Annotated in this window: 26 protein-coding genes; 13 read left to right on the top strand and 13 right to left on the bottom strand. The window is 70.5% G+C overall.

What is annotated here, in order from left to right; all coding sequences use genetic code 11:
* Positions 1–18: 18 nt before the first annotated feature.
* The 4 genes from VJN29_RS10615 (at position 19) to VJN29_RS10600 (ending at position 4,131) form a co-directional block, all read left to right on the top strand.
* Positions 19–459, top strand: coding sequence for a YciI family protein (locus VJN29_RS10615; protein ID WP_324143602.1), 441 nt, complete (start codon positions 19–21; stop codon positions 457–459).
* Between the two features lie 103 nt (positions 460–562).
* Positions 563–1,837 (top strand): RNA polymerase sigma factor, encoded by a 1,275-nt coding sequence (locus tag VJN29_RS10610; RefSeq protein WP_324143601.1) that lies wholly within the window; start codon positions 563–565, stop codon positions 1,835–1,837.
* Between the two features lie 75 nt (positions 1,838–1,912).
* Positions 1,913–2,755, top strand: coding sequence for a uracil-DNA glycosylase family protein (locus VJN29_RS10605; RefSeq protein ID WP_324143600.1), 843 nt, complete (start codon positions 1,913–1,915; stop codon positions 2,753–2,755).
* Entirely contained in the window at positions 2,740–4,131 is a 1,392-nt protein-coding gene (locus tag VJN29_RS10600) for an amidohydrolase family protein (RefSeq protein WP_324143598.1), read from the top strand. Before VJN29_RS10605 ends, VJN29_RS10600 begins: the two co-directional genes overlap by 16 nt.
* 27 nt (positions 4,132–4,158) lie before the next feature.
* Here VJN29_RS10600 and VJN29_RS10595 read toward each other — a convergent pair whose 3' ends face one another.
* Positions 4,159–4,584, bottom strand: coding sequence for a cyclic nucleotide-binding domain-containing protein (locus tag VJN29_RS10595; RefSeq protein WP_324143597.1), 426 nt, complete (start codon positions 4,582–4,584; stop codon positions 4,159–4,161).
* A gap of 187 nt (positions 4,585–4,771) precedes the next feature.
* On the opposite strand from VJN29_RS10595, the gene VJN29_RS10590 reads away from it, so the two are divergent.
* Positions 4,772–5,917, top strand: a complete 1,146-nt coding sequence (locus VJN29_RS10590; RefSeq protein WP_324143596.1) for an ATP-binding protein — start codon at positions 4,772–4,774, stop codon at positions 5,915–5,917.
* A 157-nt stretch (positions 5,918–6,074) separates the two neighbouring features.
* Here VJN29_RS10590 and VJN29_RS10585 read toward each other — a convergent pair whose 3' ends face one another.
* Together VJN29_RS10585 and VJN29_RS10580 are read right to left on the bottom strand one after the other, a co-directional pair.
* Positions 6,075–6,557, bottom strand: coding sequence for a DedA family protein (locus tag VJN29_RS10585; protein WP_324143595.1), 483 nt, complete (start codon positions 6,555–6,557; stop codon positions 6,075–6,077).
* Positions 6,558–6,593: 36 nt separating this feature from the next.
* Positions 6,594–7,154, bottom strand: a complete 561-nt coding sequence (locus VJN29_RS10580; protein ID WP_324143594.1) for a cysteine hydrolase family protein — start codon at positions 7,152–7,154, stop codon at positions 6,594–6,596.
* A 47-nt stretch (positions 7,155–7,201) separates the two neighbouring features.
* Here VJN29_RS10580 and VJN29_RS10575 point away from each other — a divergent pair, with 47 nt between their 5' ends.
* The gene (locus VJN29_RS10575; RefSeq protein ID WP_324143593.1) at positions 7,202–8,032 is read left to right on the top strand and encodes an RNA methyltransferase; all 831 of its coding nucleotides are present in this window, start codon (positions 7,202–7,204) and stop codon (positions 8,030–8,032) included.
* A gap of 87 nt (positions 8,033–8,119) precedes the next feature.
* The gene (locus VJN29_RS10570; protein ID WP_324143592.1) at positions 8,120–8,755 is read left to right on the top strand and encodes a VOC family protein; all 636 of its coding nucleotides are present in this window, start codon (positions 8,120–8,122) and stop codon (positions 8,753–8,755) included.
* 64 nt (positions 8,756–8,819) lie between these two features.
* Here the strand turns inward: VJN29_RS10570 and VJN29_RS10565 are convergent, their stop codons facing one another.
* Positions 8,820–9,236 carry an MmcQ/YjbR family DNA-binding protein gene (locus VJN29_RS10565; RefSeq protein WP_324143591.1) on the bottom strand — a complete coding sequence of 139 codons (417 nt, stop codon included), beginning with the start codon at positions 9,234–9,236 and terminating at the stop codon, positions 8,820–8,822.
* A 125-nt stretch (positions 9,237–9,361) separates the two neighbouring features.
* On the opposite strand from VJN29_RS10565, the gene VJN29_RS10560 reads away from it, so the two are divergent.
* The 4 genes from VJN29_RS10560 to VJN29_RS10545 all read left to right on the top strand — a co-directional run bounded on the left by VJN29_RS10560 (position 9,362) and on the right by VJN29_RS10545 (position 13,286).
* On the top strand, positions 9,362–9,673 hold the full coding sequence (locus tag VJN29_RS10560; RefSeq protein ID WP_324143590.1) for a metal-sensitive transcriptional regulator: 312 nt from the start codon (positions 9,362–9,364) through the stop codon (positions 9,671–9,673).
* Positions 9,674–9,751: 78 nt separating this feature from the next.
* Positions 9,752–9,964, top strand: coding sequence for a heavy-metal-associated domain-containing protein (locus VJN29_RS10555; protein WP_324143589.1), 213 nt, complete (start codon positions 9,752–9,754; stop codon positions 9,962–9,964).
* Positions 9,964–10,968, top strand: a complete 1,005-nt coding sequence (locus VJN29_RS10550) for a hypothetical protein (RefSeq protein ID WP_324143588.1) — start codon at positions 9,964–9,966, stop codon at positions 10,966–10,968. Before VJN29_RS10555 ends, VJN29_RS10550 begins: the two co-directional genes overlap by 1 nt.
* Positions 10,965–13,286: a heavy metal translocating P-type ATPase gene (locus tag VJN29_RS10545; protein WP_324143587.1), complete on the top strand. Its 2,322-nt coding sequence runs from the start codon at positions 10,965–10,967 to the stop codon at positions 13,284–13,286. The genes VJN29_RS10550 and VJN29_RS10545 overlap by 4 nt, the downstream gene beginning before the upstream one ends.
* A 109-nt stretch (positions 13,287–13,395) precedes the next feature.
* Here the strand turns inward: VJN29_RS10545 and VJN29_RS10540 are convergent, their stop codons facing one another.
* The 4 genes from VJN29_RS10540 to VJN29_RS10525 all read right to left on the bottom strand — a co-directional run bounded on the left by VJN29_RS10540 (position 13,396) and on the right by VJN29_RS10525 (position 17,012).
* A complete protein-coding gene (locus VJN29_RS10540; protein WP_324143586.1) occupies positions 13,396–14,001 on the bottom strand; it encodes a dihydrofolate reductase family protein in 606 nt (201 codons plus the stop codon).
* Positions 14,002–14,163: 162 nt separating this feature from the next.
* Complete coding sequence (gene purB, locus VJN29_RS10535) at positions 14,164–15,573, bottom strand: adenylosuccinate lyase (protein WP_324143585.1); 1,410 nt, start codon at positions 15,571–15,573, stop codon at positions 14,164–14,166.
* 130 nt (positions 15,574–15,703) lie between these two features.
* Positions 15,704–16,495, bottom strand: a complete 792-nt coding sequence (locus tag VJN29_RS10530) for a VOC family protein (RefSeq protein ID WP_324143584.1) — start codon at positions 16,493–16,495, stop codon at positions 15,704–15,706.
* Between the two features lie 4 nt (positions 16,496–16,499).
* Positions 16,500–17,012 carry a low molecular weight protein-tyrosine-phosphatase gene (locus VJN29_RS10525; RefSeq protein ID WP_324143583.1) on the bottom strand — a complete coding sequence of 171 codons (513 nt, stop codon included), beginning with the start codon at positions 17,010–17,012 and terminating at the stop codon, positions 16,500–16,502.
* Between the two features lie 137 nt (positions 17,013–17,149).
* Here VJN29_RS10525 and VJN29_RS10520 point away from each other — a divergent pair, with 137 nt between their 5' ends.
* Positions 17,150–17,551: a nuclear transport factor 2 family protein gene (locus tag VJN29_RS10520; protein ID WP_324143582.1), complete on the top strand. Its 402-nt coding sequence runs from the start codon at positions 17,150–17,152 to the stop codon at positions 17,549–17,551.
* 9 nt (positions 17,552–17,560) lie between these two features.
* Positions 17,561–18,916: an MFS transporter gene (locus tag VJN29_RS10515; RefSeq protein WP_324143581.1), complete on the top strand. Its 1,356-nt coding sequence runs from the start codon at positions 17,561–17,563 to the stop codon at positions 18,914–18,916.
* 29 nt (positions 18,917–18,945) lie between these two features.
* On the opposite strand, the gene galE is transcribed toward VJN29_RS10515, so the two are convergent.
* The 5 genes from galE to VJN29_RS10490 all read right to left on the bottom strand — a co-directional run.
* Entirely contained in the window at positions 18,946–19,962 is a 1,017-nt protein-coding gene (gene galE / locus VJN29_RS10510) for a UDP-glucose 4-epimerase GalE (RefSeq protein ID WP_324143580.1), read from the bottom strand.
* A gap of 150 nt (positions 19,963–20,112) precedes the next feature.
* Positions 20,113–20,745, bottom strand: coding sequence for a peroxiredoxin (locus VJN29_RS10505; protein WP_349254724.1), 633 nt, complete (start codon positions 20,743–20,745; stop codon positions 20,113–20,115).
* A 166-nt stretch (positions 20,746–20,911) separates the two neighbouring features.
* The gene (locus tag VJN29_RS10500) at positions 20,912–21,808 is read right to left on the bottom strand and encodes a M56 family metallopeptidase (RefSeq protein WP_324143578.1); all 897 of its coding nucleotides are present in this window, start codon (positions 21,806–21,808) and stop codon (positions 20,912–20,914) included.
* 15 nt (positions 21,809–21,823) lie between these two features.
* Positions 21,824–22,237, bottom strand: coding sequence for a BlaI/MecI/CopY family transcriptional regulator (locus VJN29_RS10495; protein ID WP_324143577.1), 414 nt, complete (start codon positions 22,235–22,237; stop codon positions 21,824–21,826).
* A gap of 12 nt (positions 22,238–22,249) precedes the next feature.
* Positions 22,250–23,056: ATP-binding cassette domain-containing protein (locus VJN29_RS10490; RefSeq protein ID WP_324143576.1), on the bottom strand; the 807-nt coding region annotated here is incomplete at its 5' end.

Below are 23,056 nucleotides of genomic sequence, written 5' to 3'. Positions count from 1 at the left end.
TGCGGGAGGAGGACAGCCATGCGTTTCATGATCATCGTCCCCGGTGGACCCGAGACCGAGAGTGCCTCGCCGGGCACGGAAGAGCAGTACGCCGACATGCAGAGCTACCAGGAGGAGATGCTTCGGGCCGGCGTCCACGTCGACGGCCAGGGCCTGCACCCGACGTCCAAGGGCGCCCTCGTCACCTGGGAGAACGACGAGTGGGTTGTCACGGACGGCCCCTTCGCCGAGGCGAAGGAGATCATCGCCGGGTTCTCGATCATCGAGGTCTCCTCACGTGAGGAGGCGATCGAGTGGGTCAAGCGGTGGCCGCGGTCCGCCGCGCCGCACCCTGGCCAGGCGCTGGAGCTGCGCCAGATCATGTCGGCGGAGGACTTCGACGCGTTGCTGAGCCCGGAGCTCCGTCGCCGCGAGGAACAGCTCAGGGAGGCTGCCGCCAAGCAGGCGGCCCAGGGCTGAGCCTGCCGCGCCGATTCGAGGTGATGTTCGGGTCACGACAGGGGGTTCTGGGTCGCGACGAATACCTCGAACCGGGTGGGAGAGGGCGTGGCAGGGTGAGGGCATGACCGACCCCACCCAGGTGCAGCGCACCGTTGAGGCAGTCTGGCGCGTCGAGGCCGCCAAGGTGACAGCGGTCGTGGCCCGGCTCATCGGCGACATCGGCCTCGCCGAGGACCTCGCCCAGGATGCCTTCGTCCAGGCGCTCGAGCAGTGGCCCCGCGATGGCCTGCCCGACAACCCGGGCGCTTGGCTCACCTCGACGGCCCGCCGGCGTGCCATCGACCGGATCAGGCGAGACGTGAACCTCCGGGACAAGCTCCAGCAGGTGGGGCACGCGGAGGAGTACCGCGTGGCCGACCTCGCCGAGGCGGACTTCGAGCAGGCGATGGAGGACATCAACGACGACGTCCTCGGGCTCGTCTTCGCCTCGTGTCACCCGGTCCTCACTGCGCAGGCCCGGATCTCCTTGACCCTGAGGATGATCGGTGGCCTCACGACCCGTGAGATCGCACGGGCCTTCCTCACCACGGAGTCGACGATCGGCCAGCGCATCTCGCGAGCGAAGAAGGCACTGCGCGCCGACGGCGTCACCATCGAGGTGCCCTCGGGCGCCGAGCTCGAACCACGGCTCGCCTCCGTCCTCGAGGTCATCTACCTCGTCTTCAACGAGGGCTATGCCGCGACCTCGGGTCGCGACTGGGTGCGTGGCGACCTCATGGAGGAGGCGATCCGGCTCGGCCGGGTCCTCGCCGCCCTTGCGCCGCGGGAGCCGGAGGTCCACGGGCTCGTCGCGCTCATGGAGATCCAGGCCTCTCGGACCCGCGCGCGCATGGCACCCGACGGCGCCCCGATCCTGCTGCTCGACCAGGACCGGACCAGGTGGGACTGGTCGCTCATCCGCCACGCACTCAGCGCGCTCGACCGCGCGACCGAGCTCAGCGGCATACGTGGCCCGTATGTTCTTCAAGCGGCGATAGCCGCGTGTCACGCGGGCGCCCGCACCGCCGAGGAGACGGACTGGGCGCGCATCGTCGCGCTCTACGACGAGCTGAGACGGGTGCGCCCTTCCCCTGTCATCGACCTCAACATGGCGGTTGCAATGTCGTATGCCGCTGGGCCGGCTCCCGCTCTCGCCGTCGTCGACCGGCTGGTCGAGTCGGGGGCGCTGGCGGACTACCACCTGCTGCCGAGTGTGCGAGGAGACTTGCTGCGCAAGCTTGGTCGGGAGGTCGAGGCACGTGAGGAGTTCCGGCGGGCCGCGGCGATGACGGACAACGAGGCCGAAAGAGACCTGCTCCTGCGGCGAGCCGCTGAGGAAAGACCCGCCGTTCCCTGACGAACCGACCCGAAGATGGCCGTATCAGGATTAGGGTCTGAGCACCCTTCAGGACGAGGGTCAAGGGAGGTCCGTATGGTCGCCGCGCATCGCTCCTGCCCGGGCTACGTCGACGAGCCGTTCGCCTCGCTCGTCGCGGAGTACCCCGGCCCGGAGGCCTATCCGCACGCAGACTTCAGGATCGAGTGGGGGCCGGTCTTCCACCGTGGTCGGCTCGACGGGTCGGCGCGCGTGCTCGTCATCGGCCAGGACCCGGCGACCCACGAGGCGATCAGCCGACGGATCCTCGTCGGCGAGGCCGGTCAACGAGTCCAGGGGCTGCTCGCCCGAGTTGGCATCACCTCGAGCTACGTCATGCTCAACGTCTACCTCTACAGCGTCTTCGGGCAAGCAGCCGGCTACCGCCACATGAAGGATCCGGGGATCGTCGACTACCGCAACCGATGGATCGACGCGGTCCTGCTCGAGTCCGAGGTCACGGCCGTCATTGCCCTCGGGACGCTCGCGAAGCGGTCCTTCGTGCTCTGGAAGGACAGCTCGTCGGAGCGCACGGCCCGCGCTGCTGACCTCCACGTCGCCGCGGTGCGACATCCCACCTACGCCGAGGGATCGGCCAAGGCCAGCGGGCAACCGCTCGAGGACACCACGGCTGCGCAGCTCGCCGACTGGAGTGCGCAGCTGCCGGCACTGAGTGGGGCCGTGACGCCGGAGGTGACGCCGAACCCGAAGCCGTACGGTGACGCCTGGGAGGCGCAGGACCTCGTGGGCATCCCCGAGCAGGACCTCCCTCCCGGCACGCCCGCGTGGTGGCGGGCTGTCGACGCGTGGGCCGTGCGGCAGGGAGCCGACGCGCAGGAGAAGCGCGCGACGATCAAGGTCACCGTCCCGAAGGGAGCACGCGCATGGCCGACCCTGTGACCGCGGCGTCAGGCCGCGAGTCCTTCGACGAGGCGTACCGCCGCGGGATCACCGACGAGCTCCCCCCGCCACCCCGGCGGCAACGGGCGCTGCCTCCAGCGCCCTTCGCTCTCCGGGGCGCGGTCATCACTCCGGAGGGAGCGTGGTCCAACGGCTACGTCACCGTGGCTGACGGGCGCATCGACCGAGTCAGCCGGCGGCGCCCGACGTCGGTGCCGGTCCACGACACGGGAGGGGTGATCCTCCCGGGTCTGCTCGACCTGCACGGCCACCCGGAGTTCAACGTCTTCGCCGCCTGGGAGCCGCCGAAGCTCTATGCCAACCGCTACGCGTGGCGGCGGTCGACCGCCTACAAGCAGCTCGTGCGCGACCCGCAGAACGCGCTCCGTGACGCCGTGCCGCCCCAGACCCAGACGCGCTACGCCGAGGTCCGGGCGCTCGTCGGCGGCGTGACGGGCATCCAGGGGGCGGCCTCGGCGAGCAGCAGCTCCGGTGCCGAGCCGCTCGTGCGCAACCTCGACCGGTGGATCTTCGGGGCGCACCGCGCGCGGTCACTCGTCGACCTGCCGAGCGGCAACTTCGGCAAGGAGTCGTTCGACCGGATCGTCGCGCACATCGCGGCCGGGACCGTCAACGCCTTCTATCTGCACCTCTCCGAGGGACGGCGCGGCGACGACGTCAGCACCGAGGAGTTCCAGCGCTTCCTCGACCTCGGCGCCGCGACGCCGGCGACGAACATCATCCACGGCAGCGCGCTGACGGCGGCCCATCTCAACGATGCCGCCGACGCGGGCTGTCGCCTCGTGTGGTCGCCGCAGTCCAACCTGCGCCTCTACGGCGAGACGACGCTGGCCGCCGAGGCGTTGCGCCGGGGCATGCCGCTCGCCCTCGGAGCCGACTGGCTCCCGTCCGGGTCGACGAGCCTGCTCGCCGAGCTGAAGGTGGCGCGGCGTGAGCTCGCGCGGCAGGAGCACGCGCTGCCAGCCGCCGACCTCGTCGCCATGGTCACCTCGGTCGCCGCTCGAGTGGCCGGGCTCGACGAGCACCTCGGCTCGATCGCGGTCGGCCGGCCGGCCGACCTGCTCGTCCTCGAGCGGCACCACCGCGACCCGTACGAGAACGTCTGCCTGGCCGACCCCTCGTGGGTGGACCTCGTCTGCATCGGGGGCGACATCACCTACGCGCGGGCGGACTGGTTCGACACGCTGTCGGGCGGCGCGTCCGGCGGGGCGATCGAGGACCTCGTGGCGTGGGGCAAGCCGATGCGGCTCGACACCGGCTTCCAGTCGCCGGCCACCGCCCCCAGCCCCTCCCTCACCGAGATCCGGGCCCTGCTCACGTCGGCCTATCCGCCGGTCGGCCCGATCTTCGCGTGAGGTCCCCCGCCGCTGCAAGGAGGGCAGTCAGGCGGTGGTGTTACGTGCGGCCTCTTCGAGCCGGCGAACTCGCCGAGTGAGGATCTTGAGCGCCACGCGGTCGCAGTGGGGGGACAGGTCGAGCAGGCCCTGGAAGGTTGCCGGCGAGAGGATGAAGGTCTTGACGCCCGCTGGCCCGCTCACGACGGTCGCCGAGTGCGGCGCCTTGTCGATGAGGGACATCTCCCCGAAGTAGTCACCGGGGCCCAACGTGGCCACCTGCTTCCCGTTGATCATGACGTCGGCGCTCCCGTCGAGCAGGACGTGCAGGCCCCCGCCCGACTGGTCCTGTCTGACGAGCTCGCGACCAGAGGGCACCTGTTGCTCCGAACCGCGTTCGATGATGGTGTCCAACAGGTCATCGGGCACGTCGCTGAAGAGATCGTCGTCCCGGAGGAATGCGCGCAGTGTCATGACCGTCCCCTTCTGCGAACTGATGCTCCTCCAATAGCACCGGACTTGGCGGCCCGGTGGTAGCGGTTTGGCGCAGAAAGTCGTCCCGTGTCCCGCTCGGACGGCCGGCAGCGCGGCCGGACGAGCCCTCCGGGACGCACAGCCTGCTATAACGGGGAATCGCTGCTATAGCCGCTAGAGTTTGCTCATGGCTCGCTCGACGAACCCGTACCGGCCGGGCTTCAACGCCGCACCGCCTGCGTTCGTCGGCCGGGAGCGGCTCCTCGGCGCCGTCCGCGAAGCGCTCGCGGTGGCCGCGCTCGACGGTCGGACGCCGAGGCCGATCATCATCACCGGCACCCGCGGGGTGGGTAAGACGGTGGCCCTCGGTGAGGCCGCGTCCGTGGCCGCCGTCGAGCATGGCTGGCCGACCGTGCACGTCGAGGTCCGTCCCGGGCGAGACTTCACGCCCCTGCTCACCGAGCGGCTCCACGCCGCACGGCACGTGCTCGAGCACACCACGGTGGACGACCGACGTCACCCAGTCATCACCGGTGGCAAGCTCGGGGCTTCGGCCCTCGGAGTCGGCGCAGAGGTGGAGGTCCATCTCGAGCGACACGGCTCCGGCCCGGTCGATCCCCTCGAGGCAGCGCTCGGTGGCACGATGCGCGTCGCGATGGAGGAGGGCTCCGGCCTCGTCATCACGATCGACGAGGTGCAGTACGCCGCGCGAGCCGAGCTCGCCGGCTTCACCGCCATCCTCCAGGAGCGCATGGCCGAGAACTGGCCGGTCGTCGTCTGCGTCGCAGGACTGCCCTCCATCCGCGAGCCCCGCCGCGTGGTCACCTATCTCGAGCGCGGCGAATGGCACGAGCTGGGGCTGCTCAGCCGCGACGAGACTGAGCAGGCGCTCACCGAACCCGCGGTGGACGCGGGCCGGCCCATGGAGCCCGACGCCGCGCGCGAGCTCGCGACGGCGTCCGGCGGCTATCCCTACGCCGTGCAGCTCTACGGCCACCATGCCTGGCGCGCGTCCAGCGGGGCGGACCGAATCGCCCTCGACCACGCCTTGGCCGCTGGCGAGGCCGCTCGACGCGAGCTCGAGGAGGGCCTCTACGTCGCCCGGTGGAACGACGCCTCCGAACGGGAGCGCGAGTACCTGGTCGCCGTCGCGCGCCTCATCGTTGGCACGGGGCAGGCCACCGGTGGTGCGGTGGCCGCGGAGCTCGGCAAGGCCTCGACCGAGGTGTCCTACCTGCGCGACCGCCTCCTCAAGAAGGGCACGCTCTACAGCGAGGGTTCTCGCCTCTCCTTCATCACCCCTGGCATGGCCGCGTGGGTCGCGGGGCTGTAAGAACCCGGGACCCGGAACGCATCCCCTCCGCAGTCGAGTGAACAGCTTTTGCGCAAAACCTGTTCACTCGATCGAGGGGCGAGCCCGATTCTTGTTCACTCGATCGTGGGGGAGACGATTCTTGTTCACTCGATCGAGGGGCGAGCCCGATTCTTGTTCACTCGACTGGGCTGGGGGCGCCGCGCTGGGCGCGGCGTCGGCCGAGCAACCAGGTGGCCGCGCCGACGACGATGAGACCGACGATGGCGGCGATGCCGTACCAGGACCCGGCCATCGCCGCGATCCAGGCCTCGACCAGCGCCATCCCGATGGTGGCGTAGATCGCCGCCCAGGCCATCGAGCCGACGACGGCGGCCGGAACGTAGTAGCGCAGGGGCATCCGCAGCAGCCCCGCGGTGAGGTGGATCGTGGTCTGGATCCCGACCGTGAGGTACGACAGGGTCACGGCAACCGGACCGAGGCGTCGGATCAGGCTCTCGGCCCGCGCTCGGCTCTCGGGCTCCGGGCCTGGACGGTGTCGCTGCCAGCCTGCGATCGCACCACGCCCGAGCCAGTAGGTCGCGTTGGAGCGGGCCATGACGATGACCCAGAGCGCGACGAACGCCTGCCAGAAGGGCAGGGCCGCCAGCGTGTCGAGCATGCTCTCACCCTAGGCGGCGCCCCGAGACGCTCTCGGTCAGGTCGTGCCGAAGCTCACCTCCGCAGTGGGGACCGTGTCGCCCTTCCGCCCGGGCGCCGCCGCCTCCGTCCAGTACCAGTTCGTGTGGGCGATGACCTGCTCGGGACTCACGGGAATCCCCCACTGTCGGAAGTCCTCCGTCGTGTGGGCGTCCGCAACCAAGGTCGCGTCGTAGCCGCGGACGAGCGCTCCGTGCAACGTCGCCCGCACGCAGGCATCCGTCTGCGCCCCGGTGACGACGACCCGGCCGACCGCGCGGGCCGCCAGCACCGACTCGAGGTCGGTGCCCTCGAACGAGTCGCCGTAGTGCTTGGGGACCAACGGCTCGTCGTCCTTGCGCTGGAGCTCGGGGACGTACTGCCACTCATCGCTGCCTTCGGGCATGCCCTCGTCTGAGTGCTGCACCCACACGACGGGGACTCCCTCGGTGCGGGCCCGCTCGACCAGGGTGTTGATGTTGGCGATCACGCCGTCGCGGTTGTACGCCTCCGCGGTGTTCCCCTGCTGCACGTCGATCACCAGAAGGGCGCTGTTGGGCCTGTTCTCGAGGGTCGTCATCTTCCGACCGTAGTCCTGTCCAGCGACAGTGGGATGCTTGCGGTGCCATGCCTGAACGCGAGATCACCTCACCCGCGAACCCGAGGCTCAAGGCGGTCGTCGCGCTCCGTCGGCGCCGCGCGCGGGAGGAGACCGGCCGAACCCTGGTGGAGGGCCACGAGGAGATCCGACTCGCCCTCGAGGCCGGTGTGATGCCACGGACCCTCTACGTCTCCCGGGAGCTCTTCAGCCCATCGGGGCGCGCGGGGTCACAGGACATCGGGACCCAGCCCGAGCTCGTTGAACGGCTCCGAGCGGCAGGGGTGGAGATCGTGCGACTGAGCCCAGCGGCATACGGGAAGGTGTCCTACCGGGAGGGACCCGACGGCCTGCTCGCCGTCGTCGACAACGTGGGTATGCCGCTGAGCTCGCTCCACGTCGACGGTGACCACTGGCTGGGGCTGGTCACGCAAGGCGTCGAGAAGCCGGGCAACCTCGGCGCGATGCTCCGCACCGCGGATGCAGCGGGCGCCGACGCGGTGGTTGCTGCGGACCCGGTGACCGACTGGGGGAACCCCAACGTGGTGCGGGCGAGCAAGGGCACCCTGTTCGCGCTGCCGGTGGCGAGCGCAACGACGACGGAGACCCTCGACTGGCTGCGAGGGGGAGATGTCACGCTGGTCGTGACGACGCCGGAGACGGATGTCGTGCACACCGACGTCGACTACCGCGGGCGAGTCGCCGTCGCCGTCGGGTCGGAGAAGCACGGCGTCGACGACGCGTTGCTCGAGGCGGCGACCCACCGGGTACGCATCCCGATGCACGGCCGGGCGAACAGCCTCAACGTCTCGGTCGCCGCCGCAGTCGTCCTGTACGAGGCAGTCCGGCAGCGTGGCTGAGGCGTGTCCGAGGTCGCACCAGCGGCCGCGAGCGCCTTGCCGGGGGGTGGTCAAGAGCACCCCTTGACGTATGTCACGATTGACCGTATGCGAGTTGACCACGTCTCCTATGCGGCCGAGCCCGATGGCCTCCAGGCAACGGCCGAGCGGCTCTCGAAGCTGATCGGCGTGGAGCCCGTCGACGGGGGGGTGCACCCGCGATTCGGGACGCGCAACGTCATCTTTCCCCTGGCTGACCGCAACTACGTCGAGGTCGTCGAGGTCCTCGACCACCCGGCGTCGGACAAGGCGCCCTTCGGCCAGGCCGTCCGCGCCCGCTCTGAGGCCGGCGGTGGCTGGCTCGGGTGGGTCGTCGCGGTGGACAACCTCTCCGCAGCGGAGAGGCGTCTCGGCCGCGAGGCGGTTGACGGAAACCGGCATCGCCCCGACGGCGTCGAGCTGCGCTGGAGGCAGATCGGCATCAAGGGCCTGATCGCAGATCCCCAGGTCCCGTACTTCATCCAGTGGGACGACCCGACCGTCCACCCGGCGAACGGTTCGAGGTCGCAGGTGCACATCGGCGAGCTGCAGATCGCTGGCGACCCCGCCCGGGTCCGGGAGTGGCTCGGCGTCGACCAGACCTTTCACAAGGGCGACATCCACTTCACCTTCGTCGCGCCGCACGGCACCCCCGGCCTGCTATCGGTGACCTTCGAGACGCCGGACGGGCCGGTCACCATCTGACCTCGCCTCACGGACGTCAACGGCCGCATCCTCCACGGGTGCGGCCGTTGTCGTCTCCCCAAGGCTAGGTCCGCTCCAGGAACTCCTTGGCAAGACGTTTGGGGGCCCGGGCGAGCCACGCATCGGTGATGACCTCGCGCAGCTCGTCGACGCTCACCTCCGCGAGGTCGCGCTCGAGGAGCAGGACGGCGTTGTAGCCGTTCCAGTGCGGCGTGGTGAACCAGGGCGAGCCGGGATCGCCGACGAGGGCCTCCTTGTCCTCGGCGGTGCAGTGGAAGGCCATGACATCGGTGTAGAGCTCACCCGTCTCCGGGTCGTAGGCGTCCTTGCGCGGGCCGCGGAAGAAGACGAACGCCTTGCCCCGGATGGTGTAGGCCGCCCGGCTGGGCGAGCGTGGGTCGGGCGGGTCCCGCTCCACCTCGGGGAGCGACGCTGCGATGGAGTGGACGTCGTGGACGGTGGCCTGCCGGGTGCGCGCCATGCCTGGTGACGGTAGCCCCACCGGCGCCCGATCACCACGGTGCCGACGCCAGTGTCCTACGATGTCACGCCTCAATACCCTGGTGGGGTATCCTTGGTCGCAGTGCACACCCAGAGGAGAGAGTCATGGAAGACGTCACAGAGGTCGTCCCGCATCAGCACGGCTACATCCACCAGAAGGACGACTACCTGCGGCGCCTGCGTCGCATCGAGGGCCAGGCGAGGGGCCTGCAGCGGATGGTCGACGAGGAGCAGTACTGCATCGACATCCTCACCCAGGTCTCGGCCATGACGAAGGCGCTGCAGTCGGTGGCGCTCGGGTTGCTGGACGAGCACATCGCCCACTGCGTCGTCGACGCGGTGCGCGAGGGCGGACCGGAGGCCGAGACCAAGCTCAAGGAGGCGTCGGACGCGATCGCCCGGCTCGTTCGGTCCTGATTCGTGCCCGACCCGTGTTGCAGAAATACCCCATGGGGGTATAGTGAGCGAAGTACACCAAGCGAGGAAGGAACCACGATGAGCGAGACCAGCACCTACACCGTCGTCGGCATGACCTGCGGCCACTGCGTCGCGTCAGTGTCCGAGGAGGTCGGTGAGATCGCCGGCGTGCAGGACGTCGCCGTCGACCTCGACTCCGGCCGCGTGACGGTCACCAGCGAGGCACCCCTCGACGAGGCCGTGGTCAAGGCCGCGGTCGAGGAGGCGGGCTATTCGCTCGCCGCCTCGTGATGACCACTGCCACCAGGATCGTCGGTTTCGTCGCAGGACTCGCGGCGCTCTTCGGGCTCGCCCTCGGACTCGGCCGCGTGGTCGGGCCGGTGGGCGAGCCGGCAGCGGCCCACGAGGGCGCCAGCCCCGACTCACACACGGACGACAGCGCCGACGACGCAGCGGGCGCGGACCACGGGACCGCGCCAGCAAGGGCCGCGTCCGCAGGCGCGGATGTGCCCGGCGGGCTCATGGTCAGCCAGGACGGGTACGGCCTGCGCCTGGCCTCAGCGACTGCCTCGGCCGGCCAGCAGGTTCCCGTCGCGTTCACCGTGACGGGTCCGGACGGCAAGCCGGTCACGGGCTACGAGGTCCAGCACGAGAAGCAGCTGCACCTGATTGCCGTGCGGCGCGACTTCACCGGCTTCCAGCACGTCCACCCGACGTTGGCCCCTGACGGCACCTGGTCGGCGGCGCTCGACCTCGAGCCGGGGACCTGGCGGCTCTTCGCTGATTTCAAGCCCAGCGGCGCCGACGCGCTGACCCTCGGGGCTGACCTCGGCGTGCCCGGCGCGGCCGCCCTCGCCGAGCCGGTGAGCGAGACGCGGACGGTCCACGTCGACGGCTACACCGTCACCGTCGCCGGTGACCTGGTCGCCGGGCGTGACGCGAAGCTGACGCTTTCGGTCACCAAGGACGGCAAGCCGGTGACCGACCTCGAGCCGTATCTCGGAGCCTACGGACACCTCGTCGCGCTCCGCGAGGGAGACCTCGCCTACCTCCACGTCCACCCCGATGGCGAGCCCGGCGACGGCCGGACGCAACCGGGGCCCGAGGTCGTCTTCCATGCCGCCGTGCCGAGTCCCGGCGCCTACCGGCTCTATCTCGACTTCCAGCATGACGGCGTCGTGCGCACCGCGCCGCTGGCCGTGACGGCGGAGCAGGCGGACGGCACCGCGGGAAGCCCGGCGCCCTCGGACGACCAGTCGCCGGCACCGGACCACTCGGGAGATGACCACTCATGACCACGACACCGACGACGAACCCCGGCCGTGAGCTCGGCCTGCCAGCCGCGCCCGGTGCGATCGAGCTCGAGATCACCGGGATGACGTGTGCCTCGTGTGCCAACCGGATCGAGCGCAAGCTCAACAAGCTCGAGGGCGTCACCGCGACCGTCAACTACGCGACAGAGAAGGCGAAGGTCGCCTTCCCGGACACCATCAGCACGGATGAGCTCGTCAAGACCGTGGAGGCGGCAGGCTACGGTGCGACCGTGCCCGCGCCGCCCGCGATGTCGGGAGGAGCGGGCGGGACGGGCGACGCGGGAGCGAGCTCAGCGGTGTACGACCGCGTCCGAGCGCTCCGCGACCGACTCCTCATCTCAGCCGCTCTCACGGTCCCGGTCATCGCCATGGCGATGATCCCTGCCCTCCAGTTCACCTACTGGCAGTGGGCGTCGCTGACGTTGGCGGCGCCGGTGGTCGTCTGGGGTGCGTGGCCGTTCCACAAGGCGGCCTGGACCAACCTGCGCCATGGCACGACGACGATGGACACGCTCGTCTCGATGGGCGTGCTCGCAGCGTTCGGCTGGTCGCTCTACGCGCTCTTTTTCGGGACCGCTGGCATGCCGGGCATGACGCACCCATTCGAGCTGACCATCGAACGGACGGACGGCGCGGGCAACATCTACCTCGAGGCCGCCGCTGGGGTGACCACGTTCCTGCTCGCCGGACGGTACTTCGAGGCGCGCTCCAAGCGGCAGGCCGGCGCGGCGCTCCGGGCCCTGCTCGAGCTCGGCGCCAAGGATGTGGCAGTGCTGCGCGACGGGCCATCCGGCCCCACCGAGGAGCGGATCCCGGTCGAGCGGCTCGAGACGGGGATGCGTTTCGTCGTGCGCCCGGGCGAGAAGATCGCGACAGACGGAGTCGTCGAGGACGGCACCTCCGCGGTCGATGCGTCGATGCTGACCGGGGAGTCCGTGCCGGTGGAAGTCGGCCCCGGCTCGACCGTGGCAGGCGCGACGATCAACGCCGGCGGGCGGATCATCGTCCGCGCGACCAGAGTCGGTGGCGACACCCAGCTCGCCCAGATGGCCCGCCTCGTCGAGGAGGCTCAGAACGGCAAGGCTCAGGTCCAGCGCCTCGCCGACCGGATCTCTGGGTTCTTCGTGCCCATCGTCATCGCGTTGGCCGTCGGCACCCTGGGCTTCTGGCTCGGGACCGGGGCGGGGGCCGCCGCCGCGTTCACGGCCGCGGTCGCGGTGCTCATCATCGCGTGCCCCTGTGCGCTCGGCCTGGCCACGCCGACCGCCCTGATGGTCGGCACGGGGCGGGGAGCCCAGCTGGGCATCCTCATCAAGGGTCCCGAGGTGCTCGAGTCAACCCGGCAGGTCGACACCGTCGTGCTCGACAAGACGGGGACGGTGACCACCGGCGCCATGTCGCTCCAGTCCGTGCACGCGGCTGACGGCGAGGACGAGTCCGAGGTCCTGCGGCTGGCCGGAGCGGTCGAGCATGCCTCCGAGCACCCCATTGCCCGGGCCATCGCAACCGGGGCCGAGGAGCGTCTGGGTGCCCTGCCGCCGGTGGGCGGGTTTGCGAGCACCGACGGGCTCGGAGTCCGCGGCGTCGTCGACGGGACGAACGTCCTCGTCGGCCGACCCGGCTTCCTCGCCGACGCCGGCATCGAGCTGCCTGCCGAGCTGCAGACCGCGTTCAGTGGTGCCCAGAACGCTGGTGGGACCGCGGTGGCCGTTGCGTCCGACGGAATCGCACGCGGGGTCGTCGTGGTCTCCGACACGCTCAAGCCGACGTCCGCGCAAGCGATCAGCGAGCTGCGCGAGCTCGGCCTGACTCCGGTGCTGCTCACCGGCGACAACGAACGGGCCGCCCGTGCGGTCGCCGCGCAGGTCGGCATCGCCGAGTCGGACGTCATCGCCGACGTGCTGCCGGCCGACAAGGTCGACGTCGTCAAGCGCCTCCAGGACTCCGGGAAGGTCGTCGCCATGGTCGGCGATGGTGTCAACGATGCTGCCGCTCTGGCGCAGGCCGACCTGGGACTTGCGATGGGCACCGGTACCGACGTCGCGATCGAAGCGAGCGACCTGACGCTGGTGCGCGGCGACCTCCGCGTGGCTGCTGACGCGATCCGGCTGTCGCGGCGCACGCTTCGAACCATCAAGGGCAACCTCTTCTGGGCGTTCGCCTACAACGTCGCGGCCATCCCCTTGGCGGCGGCGGGACTGCTCAACCCGATGCTGGCCGGTGCCGCCATGGCGTTCTCGTCCGTCTTCGTCGTGTCGAACTCGCTGCGGTTGCGGGGGTTCCGGGCCACCGCCGCCTGAGCCGCGGCCCCACGTATTCGGAGGGTTCAGGTGTGGAAGTTCGGCCATACTCCCGAGTGGCCGAGCTTCCACACCTGACTGACCAGGCCCATGCGCGAACAGGGCTGACTCAGCTCGGCCGCACGACCCGGTAGTCGACGAATGTGGCCCACTTCGACTGTCGGACCCCGAGGTGCTCGAGGTCGACGCGCTGGTCGAAGCCGTCGAAGAGATGCTTGCCTCCGCCCAGCACGACCGGCGCGAGGATGATCGTCAGCTCGTCGATGACGCGGGCCTCGAGGGCCTGGCGGATCGTGTCAGCGCCGCCCATGACGTGGACGTCCTTGTCACCAGCGGCCTCTTGGGCGAGGGCCAGCGCCCCGTCGAGGTTGTCGACGAACGTGAAGCCGGCATCCGGCTCGGGCTGGTCCGCGGGCTTGTGGGTCAGCACGAAGAACGGGACGGGCCAAGGGTTGCGACCGCCCCAGTGGTCTGCCGCCTCGTAGGTCCACCGACCTGAGATGACCGCCCCCAGGTTGGCCATGGCTGACTCGAGCCAGGCCTGGCCCTCGCCGGTCGTGGTCCCGGTCGGCCCCTCGTCGTACGTCCACGGACCCCCGAAGACCCAGTAGTGGAGCCGCTCCCCACCGATACCGAGGCCGCGCCCGGGACCGTCGTCCGGTCCGGTGACGTAGCCGTCGATGGATGTCGTAATTCCGGCAATGACCTTGCCCACGGTGGACCCCTTTCGGCCGGTCTCACCGTATGCCGCGATGGCTGCATGGGGCCAAGGAAATTCGCGACTGTGGCACTGCTCAGCGAGGGACGCAGTGCCGCAGTCGAGAGGGCGACGCCACGCCGTGGTCGAGCGAGCCCACACCTCGTGGCTCACGCCACCTCAGGTCAGGTGGTCGACCAGGCGGCTCGCGAGCCCGGTGTACGTCTGCGGCGTGAGCGACAGGAGGCGCGCCTCCACCTCCGCGGGCAGGCCGAGCCCGCGGACGAACTCGCGCACCTCGTCACCGCCGACGCGGCGCCCGCGCGTCAGTTCCTTGAGCCGCTCGTAGGGCTCCTCCATCCCGGCCACGCCCTGCGCCCCGAGAGCGCGCATCGCCGACTGGATCGGCTCGGCGAGGACCTCCCAGTTGGCCTCGAGGTCCGCGCTCATCGCCTCCGGCACGGCATCGAGCCCGACGAGGCCGCGCGCCACGTTGTCCAGCGCGAGCAGGCCGTGCCCGAACGCGGTGCCGATGTTGCGCTGCATCGACGAGTCGGTGAGGTCGCGCTGCAGCCGGCTCTGGACCAGCGTCGAGCCGAGCACGTCGAGAAGGGCGTTGCTCACCTCGAGGTTCGCCTCGGCGTTCTCGAAGCGGATGGGGTTGACCTTGTGGGGCATCGTCGACGACCCCACCGTCCCCTGTCCTCGCACCTGCGCGAAGTAGCCCATCGAGATGTAGGTCCACACGTCGGTGCAGAGGTTGTGCAGGATCCGGTTGAACCGCGCGACGTCCGCATAGAGCTCGGCCTGCCAGTCGTGGCTCTCGATCTGGGTCGTGAGCGGGTTCCAGGTCAGGCCGAGTCCCTCGACGAACTCGCGCGACACCGTGGGCCAGTCGACGTCAGGCAGCGCGAGCGCGTGCGCACCGAACGTCCCGGTGGCGCCGTTGAACTTGCCGAGGTACTCCTGCCGCTCGATCCGCCGCAGCTGTCGACCGAGCCGCCGGGCGAGCACCGCCAGCTCCTTGCCCATCGTCGTCGGCGTTGCAGGTTGGCCATGGGTGTGGGCGAGCAGCGGTACGTCGCGCAGCTCGCGTGCCATCTCCGAGACCTGCTCGACGAGAGCCTGCGCCCTGGGCAGCCACACCTGCGTCACGGCGCCCTTGACCATCAGGGCGTACGACAGGTTGTTGACGTCCTCGCTCGTGCACCCGAAGTGGATGAGCTCGGCCAGGCCGGCGTCCTCCTCGCCCGGGGCGATCTGCGTGAGTCGGCCCTTGAGGAAGTACTCGACGGCCTTGACGTCATGGACGGTGACGCGCTCGATCTCGGCGAGCTCGGCCACCTGCACCGGCCCGAACGACTCGACGACGCCCCGCAGCGCGGCGACCTCCACGTCGCTCAGCTTGCGCACGCCCGGGATCACGCCGTGGGACGTCTGGTGGATGAGCCACTCGACCTCGACCCGTACCCGCTCCCGGTTGAGGGCCGCCTCCGAAAGGTGGTCGACGAGCGGCGCGACAGCCGCGCGGTACCGTCCGTCGAGCGCGCCGAGCGCGATGGGGGGCTGAGCATCAGCGAGGGAGGCCATGCCAACCATCCTCCCAGCCGAGCGGGCTCCCGCTCAAAGTGATGCCGTATGCCGCTGAGCCGGCTCCCAAGGTCACCTGACCTCATGAGTGAGCTCAGCGGCATACGGCATGCCTCGTGACAGGCGGAGGTCAGTCGAGCTCCGGGACGAGCACCGAGAAGACCTCTCCCTCAACGCCGCTCAGCACTGCGCCCACGCCGTACGGCCCGTCGAAGGGGCCTTGGAGCAGCTGCCCGCCGAGGTCGAGGGCGTGCGCGACCGAGGTGACGACGTTGTCCGTCGCGAAGTGCGTCACCCAGTGGGAGCCGATCTCCTTGGGCCAGTCGGGCTCGATCTCGGCCAGCCCGAAAGCGGGGTTGCCGTCGCCCGTGTGTGCAGTCGACCACCGCGGGCCGCCGTTCTCGGTCTCGTCGATGAAGCCGTGGGCGAAGATGTTCTCGTAGAAGTCGAGCACCACGTCGTAGTTGCGGGTGAGCAGCTCGTTCCAGGTCAGTGAACCTGGCTGGTCGAGGGTGCCACTGCCCGGCAGGTCGCCCGGCTCCCAGACCCCGAAGTAGGCCCCTCCGGGGTCGATGGCCACCATCGTCCGCGCGAGGGCGCCGATCCGGACCGGTCTGCCGAGGGGACGACCGCCGTAGTTGGCGATGGCCTGGGCGGCGACGCCGATGTCTCCCACCCGGAGGTAGGTCGTCCACTGGCTCGGGATGGGCGCTGCGCGCGGCCTGCGACTGAGGCCCGCGACCGGGTGGTCACCCAGGAGGGCCATGGTGTAGCCCCCGCTGGCTGCGTCGCCCGTGAGCCAGCGCCAGCCGAACAGCTCGGTGTAGAACGACTGCGCGCGATGGACGTCGCTGACGAGCAGGTCGACCCAACACGGAGACCCGTAGGGGTAGTAGGGAACAGCGGTGTGGAGGTGTCTCATGGGATCAGCCGTGCTCCATCTCCAGCCTTCCCCTGACGTGTTCCAGAATGCCCTTGCATGCCGCCTCGACCTCCGCGAAGCACCGAAGGAAGCCCTCCTCGTCGCCGAACCACGGGTCATCCGTCTCGAGGGTGCCCGCGGCGACGGCGGCGGGGTCGAACTCCCGGACCAGCCGGATCTTGTCCTGGTGCTCCGGCGTCCGGGCCAGCCGGCGCAGGTGGCGCACGTGCCCGCTGTCCGATGCGAGCACGAGGTCGGCGTCGTCGAAGTGGGCGGCGGAGAATACCCGGGCCCGGTGGGTCGACCCGTCAAAGCCGTTCGCCTCGAGGACGGCGACCGTCCGCGGGTCGGCCGGCTCGCCGACGTGCCAGTCACCGGTCCCGCTCGAGGACACCGTGACCCGATCGGAGAGCCTGGCGTCGTCGATCAGCCGAGTGAGGATGACGTGACCCATCGGCGACCGGCAGATGTTGCCGCTGCACACGAAGGTCACGTGGAGGGGGCGCGGCGACGACATGGCCCCATTCAACACCCGTCGTTACCGTGCCGTGATGCGACCCGCCCCAAGCGAGTCCAACCGATGCGGACCGGTACCGAACCGATCGCCGGCCGGTGTCGGAGGTCGCTGTCGGAGGTCGGTGGGACGGTGGCTCCATGACGACGAAGCGTGGTGCACGGACTCCTCGAGACCTGTTGGCTTCCTACGTCGAGCGAGTGGCAGCCGGTGACGTGGCCGGGATCGTGGGGTCGTATGCCGCTGACGCCGTCGTGACGCTGCCGTGCGGTCGCGAGGCGGCCGGCCTCGAGGCGATCGGCGTGGCCTTCGCTGGGGCTCTGGCCTCGGGCGCTGCACTCGCGGTTGACGACTCAGTGGTCGACGAGGCGCGCGTCATCGAGACGGGCTCGCTCTCGATGGTCTCGTTCACCGGCCTCGATGGGGCCGTCCGCACCCTGGTGGCGTGGCGGGCGGAGGACGGCTGGGCCTGGGTCCGCGACGGGTCGATGCTGCGCGACGTCGAGGCGGCCCTCGGCGCCGGACTGGTCGACGTGGCGTAGGTTCCTCGTGTGGGAGAGGGCAGCCAGGCACGCGAGCGCGTGTCCGGTCAGCGCTCGCGGCGCTCACACCTCGTCGACATCTCGCCGCTGCGTCACAGCCCGGCCTTCGCCCGCCTCTGGGCGGGCAACACGTTGGCCGGCATCGGCGCACAGGTCACCGCGACCGCGGTAGCCCTGCACATCTACGACCTCACCGCGTCGACGTTCATGGTCTCGCTCGTCGCCTGGTTCGCCCTCGGACCCGTCATCGCGTCGGGCCTGTACGGCGGGGCGGTCGCGGACCGCTTCGACCGGCGCACCGTGGCGCTGCTGTCGTCCCTCGCTGGCTGGGCGTCCACCGCGGGCCTCGCCGTCATCGCCTGGGCCGACGTGACGGCGGTGTGGGCGTTCTACGTCATCACGACGGTCAACGCCGTCGCGGCGACGATCGCCTCGGCCACGCGGCAGGCGATCACGCCACGGCTCCTGCCCCTCTCGCTCCTGCCCAAGGCGGCGGCGTTGATGGGCATCTCGATGGGGCTCATGGTCACGGTCGGCCCGGGCCTGGCCGGAGTCCTCGTGGCCAGGGTGGGCTACGCATGGACGTACACGGTGGACGTCGTGCTCTTCCTGGCCGGGTTCCTCGGCCTGTGGACGCTGCCCCGGATCAGGCCCCAGCTCGGCGACGCGGGTGCCCCCGTGGTGGGCGGGCTGCGGTCCGTCGTGGAGGGCCTGGCCCACCTGCGCGGCGCGCCGAACGTCCGGATGAGCTTCGTCGTCGACATCATCGCGATGACCTTCGGGCATCCGATGGTGCTCTTCCCGGCCGTCGGCGCCGTCGTCATCGGCGGTGGCTCGGTGACGGCCGGCCTGCTCCTGGCGGCGTTCGCCACGGGCGGGATCCTCTCGAGCCTGGGCTCGGGCCGCGTCACCGGCATTCGCTGGCAGGGCCGCGCCATCCGCAATGCGATCGTCGTCTTCGGTCTCGCCATCCTCGGCTTCGGGCTCGTGCTCGCCGTGGTCATGCTGGGCGGCCACTCGGTGTCGAGCCGCGACTTCGCCGACGTCAACCGGCCGGCCCTGGCGGTGGCCCTGGTGTGCCTGGCCGTCGCCGGGGGCGCTGACAACGTCAGCGCGATCTTCCGGCAGACCATCCTCCAGGCAGCCGTGCCAGACCGGCTGCGGGGACGGATGCAGGGCATCTTCACCGTGGTCGTGACCGGTGGCCCGCGCCTCGGGCAGATGGTGGCCGGCTCTCTCGCCACGTTGACCGTGATCTGGGTGCCACCCGTCGTGGGCGGGTTCCTCGTCGTCGTGCTCGTCATCCTCGCGGTCGCGCGGGTCCCCAGCTTCCGGGACTACGACGCGCTGGATCCCCAGCCCTGAGCCGGCCGCGTGCGGCACCCCCAGCTGCCTCAGGCGTCGGGGTAGCCCTCCGGGTTCTGGCTCTGCCAGCGCCAGGAGTCCGCGCACATGTCGTCGATGTCGCGCTTGGCGCGCCAGCCGAGCTCCTCGTGGGCGCGGCTGGGGTCGGCGTAGGCGGCGGGCAGGTCGCCCGGCCGACGCTCGACGATCTCGTAGGGCAGGTCGCGCCCGACCGCCCGCCCGAACGCACGCACGACCTCGAGGACGCTGGTCTCGACGCCGGTGCCGAGGTTCCACGTCGACACCGGAGCATCGGTCTTGCCGAGCTTGTCGAGGGCGGCCAGGTGACCGGCGGCGAGGTCCTCGACATGGATGTAGTCGCGCAGCGCCGTCCCGTCGGGAGTGGGGTAGTCGCCGCCGAAGATGCGCAGCCTGTCGCGCCGGCCGACCGCGACCTGGGCGACGTACGGCATCAGGTTGTTGGGGACGCCCTGCGGGTCCTCGCCGATGGTCCCGGAGTCGTGGGCGCCCACCGGGTTGAAGTAGCGAAGCAGCGCGATGCGCCACGACGGGTCGGCCAGGGCCACATCGCGCAGGATCTGCTCGATCATCACCTTCGTCCAGCCGTACGGGTTCGAGGCGCCCGTGCGCATGTCCTCCGTGAAGGGCGGCTCGCTGACGCCGTAGACGGTCGCGGAGGAGCTGAAGACGAGCTTGTGGACGTCGTGGCGGCGCATCGCGCGAACCAGCGAGAACGTCGAGCCGATGTTGTTCTCGTAGTACTCGAGCGGCTTCTCGACGCTCTCGCCCACGGACTTGAGGCCGGCGAAGTGGATCACCGCGTCGATCGGCTCCTGCGCGAAGAGCCGCTCGACCTTGTCCTGGTCGAGCAGGTCGAAGGAGTGCACCGGCAGATGTGTGCCGGTCAGTGACTCGAGCCGGCCCACGACGGTCGGCTTGCTGTTGGCGAAGTTGTCGACGATGACGACGTCGTGCCCTGCGGCAACGAGCTGGACCACCGTGTGTGACCCGATGTAGCCGGCACCGCCGCTGACGAGTACGCGCATGGAGGCGAGCCTAGCGATCGGGCCGAGCGCGCACCCACCCCCGATCGAGTGAACAAGATCTGGCCTTGCGCTCAGTCCCGTCGCCCTGTGCGAACCCAGATCTTGTTCACTCGATCGAGAGGGATGCCGGGCCGAGCGTGGGGGAGGGCCTCAGGCCGGGACGGAGGCGAAGCGGAGGTACGGCTTGACCTCCTCGACGTCCGCGAAGCGGGACCGGGCGTCCTCGGTGGTCAGCGTCGGCGCGATGATGACCCGCTCGCCGACCTGCCAGTCCGCAGGGGTGGAGAAGGGGCCGGAGTCGGTGACCTGGAGGCCGTCGAGGGCGCGCAGGATCTCGTCGAAGTTGCGGCCGACCGACTTTGGATAGGTCAGCGTGAGGCGGATCCTGTGGCTGCCATCGATGAGGAAGACGGAGCGGACCGCGGAGGTGTCGCCCTCACCCGGATGGATCATCCCGTAGAGCTCCGAGACGGTGCGGTCCTCGTCGGCGATGATCGGGTAGTCGACCGGGGCGCCGGCGACCTCGGCGATGTCGTGCTTCCAGTCATGGTGCTGGTCGACCGGGTCGACAGAGACGGCGATGACCTTGGCGTTGCGCCTGGCCCACTCGTCCTTGAGCGCCGCAACCCTGCCGAGCTCAGTCGTGCAGACGGGGGTGAAGTCGGCCGGATGGCTGAAGAGGACCGCCCAGCCCGCACCCTTCCAGTCGTGGAAGGAGATCGGCCCCTCGGTCGTCTCGGCGGTGAAGTCCGGGGCGATGTCGCCCAGTCGGAGGCCTGCCAACCTGCTCGAGGTGGTCGAGGTGGTCGAGGTGGTCGAGGTGGTCGAGGTGGTCGAGGTGGTCATGGTCGGCGGTCCTTTCGCGGGCGATAGTGCGATTGGAGCAGCACTGTTCCATAACGTTGGCTTATGCAAAAACGAGTGTCCGATCCGCGGACGGCCACGCTGCTCAGCTGCTGGCCCAGGCGACGACGAGCAGCGCCACCGGCATCGTCACGATCGAGGCGGCAAAGAGGTACATGAGCGTGGCGGCGACCGGGGGCGGCATGCCGGCGACCCGTCCGGGGCTGAGCAGGTCGAGGCGTTGGCGCGCGGCCGAGGGCGACTCCCCCATCGCCAGGGTGCCCTCCGGCTTCACGCCCCCGGTAGCCATCGCGACGATCGCGCGTGCCGTGGCGAGCACGCTCGTGGCCCGGACTGCGGCCCGGTCCGCGAGCACCTCGATGAGCAGGGTCACCTCGCGGAGGGCGGCGTCGGACCGGACGAACGGTGGCACCGCCTCATGGACGACGGTGAAGAACTCGAGGATCAGGTCGTGTCTTGCCCGCAGGTGTGCACGCTCGTGCGCGAGTACGGCGGCGAGCTCCCCCTCCGGCAGCGCATCGAGCGTTCCCTGGGTGAGCACGACCCGGCGGCGCACGCCCGGCACGCAGTAGGCCGTCGGCGTCGGATGCTCGATGACCCGCATGTGCGCGGCGTGGGTCGAGTCCTCGTGCGGTGGCACGGCCAGCAGGTCGACGAGCCGGCGGTGCCGCCGCCGGTTGGCCCGCAGCCGCGTCCCCACCCGGTGCCCGGAGAGCAGGAGCCGTCCCGCGACGATTCCCGTGACCGCCACGGCGACGGCGATCTGGGTGGCATTGCCGGCCAGCTCAGGGGTCGGCCCGATGACGTAGGGCAGGGCGGCGGGCGCCGCGAAGAGCGCCGCGAGAACCGCCGCGGCCGAGGTGGACTGCCAGACGACGAGAGCCGCCCGCGGCGCGCGACGAAACGTCGTCATCCCCGCCATGACGCGCGGCACCGGCCACGCGAGGGCGATCGTGAGGATGAGCAGGGCCGCAACGACCATGGGCGACTCGCGCGGCTACCTGGTCTTGCGCTTTCCCTCGTGCGACTCCAGGTCAGCCAGGGCCGCCCGCAGCTCGTCGAGCTCCTCGGCCGTCGACTGGTCGAGGAAGCGCAGGAGGGCGCTGCGGCGATCCGTGCCGGCGAGCTCACCCAAGGTGTGGTGGAGCGCCTCCGACGTCAGCTCGTCGCGGGACGAGGCGGGCAGGTAGCGCCACGCACGGCCGTCTCGCTCGCGGGTGACGAGCTCCTTCTTGGCCATGCGGTCGAGCACGGTCATGAGCGTCGTGTAGGCGAGGCCGCGCTCGACGCCGATGGCGTCGTGCACCTCGCGCACCGTGAGGCCCTCGGGGTGCGCGCCGGTGGCGGCCCAGAGGTGCTCCATGACGGCACGCTCGAGCTCGCCGAGTCGGGGGCGGGGGTTGCTTGCCATGATGGTTCCAATCTACCTGTGCGGGTGGGTGATGGTGAAAACGCGGTCGACCAGGTCAAGCCCGTCGGGGCGGTGCGTGACGAGGACGACAGCGGGCGAGTGGTCGTCGGAGCCGCGCGAGGGAGCGAGCAGGTCGGTCAGGACACTGCGCGCCGTGGGAGGGTCGAGGTGGGCCACCGGTTCGTCGAGCGCGATGACCGGTCTGTTGCTCAGGTGCGCCCGGGCGATGGCCAGCCGGGCCCGCTCACCTCCGGAGAGGCCACGGCCGCCCGCTCCGAGGTCGGTGTCGAGACCATCGCGAAGGCCGGAGGCCAGTCGACCGAGACCAGCCCGGTCGAGCGCCTCGAGCACGGCCTCGTCATTCGCGCCGGGGCGGGCGAGCGTGAGGTTGTTGCGCAGCGTCGTCGCAAAGATGTGTGGCTCGTCGTCGACGACGGCGATCCGGGCGCGTGCGTCGTCGAGCGGCTCGGCGAGGACGTCGCGCTCGCCGTCCGGGGTCGTCACCGTGTAGCTGCCGGAGACCGGGTCGAGGTGTCGAGCCAGGACGGCGAGCAGGGTCGACTTGCCGCTGCCGTTCGGGCCGAGGACGGCGACCGACTCGCCCGGCGCCAGGTCGAGGTCGAACGGCCCGACGACCGGCGGCGCGTACTGCACACCCGACGAAGGGGAGGGGCCGGCGAGCGGCGGCGCGTACTGCACACTCGACGAAGGGGAGGGGCCGGCCGGCGAGGCGGTGGCGTCCCACGAGGCGGTGATGTTCCGAAGGGCCAGCCCCTCGAGCGACGGGTTCGTCGGTGCGTCCCCGGCCATGGCCGCAGG

The organism is Intrasporangium sp., assembly GCF_035280925.1.
Taxonomy (GTDB): Bacteria; Actinomycetota; Actinomycetes; order Actinomycetales; family Dermatophilaceae; genus Intrasporangium.
The sequence above is the reverse complement of the archived record's forward strand: the minus strand, read 5'-3'. Positions and strand labels throughout refer to the sequence as shown.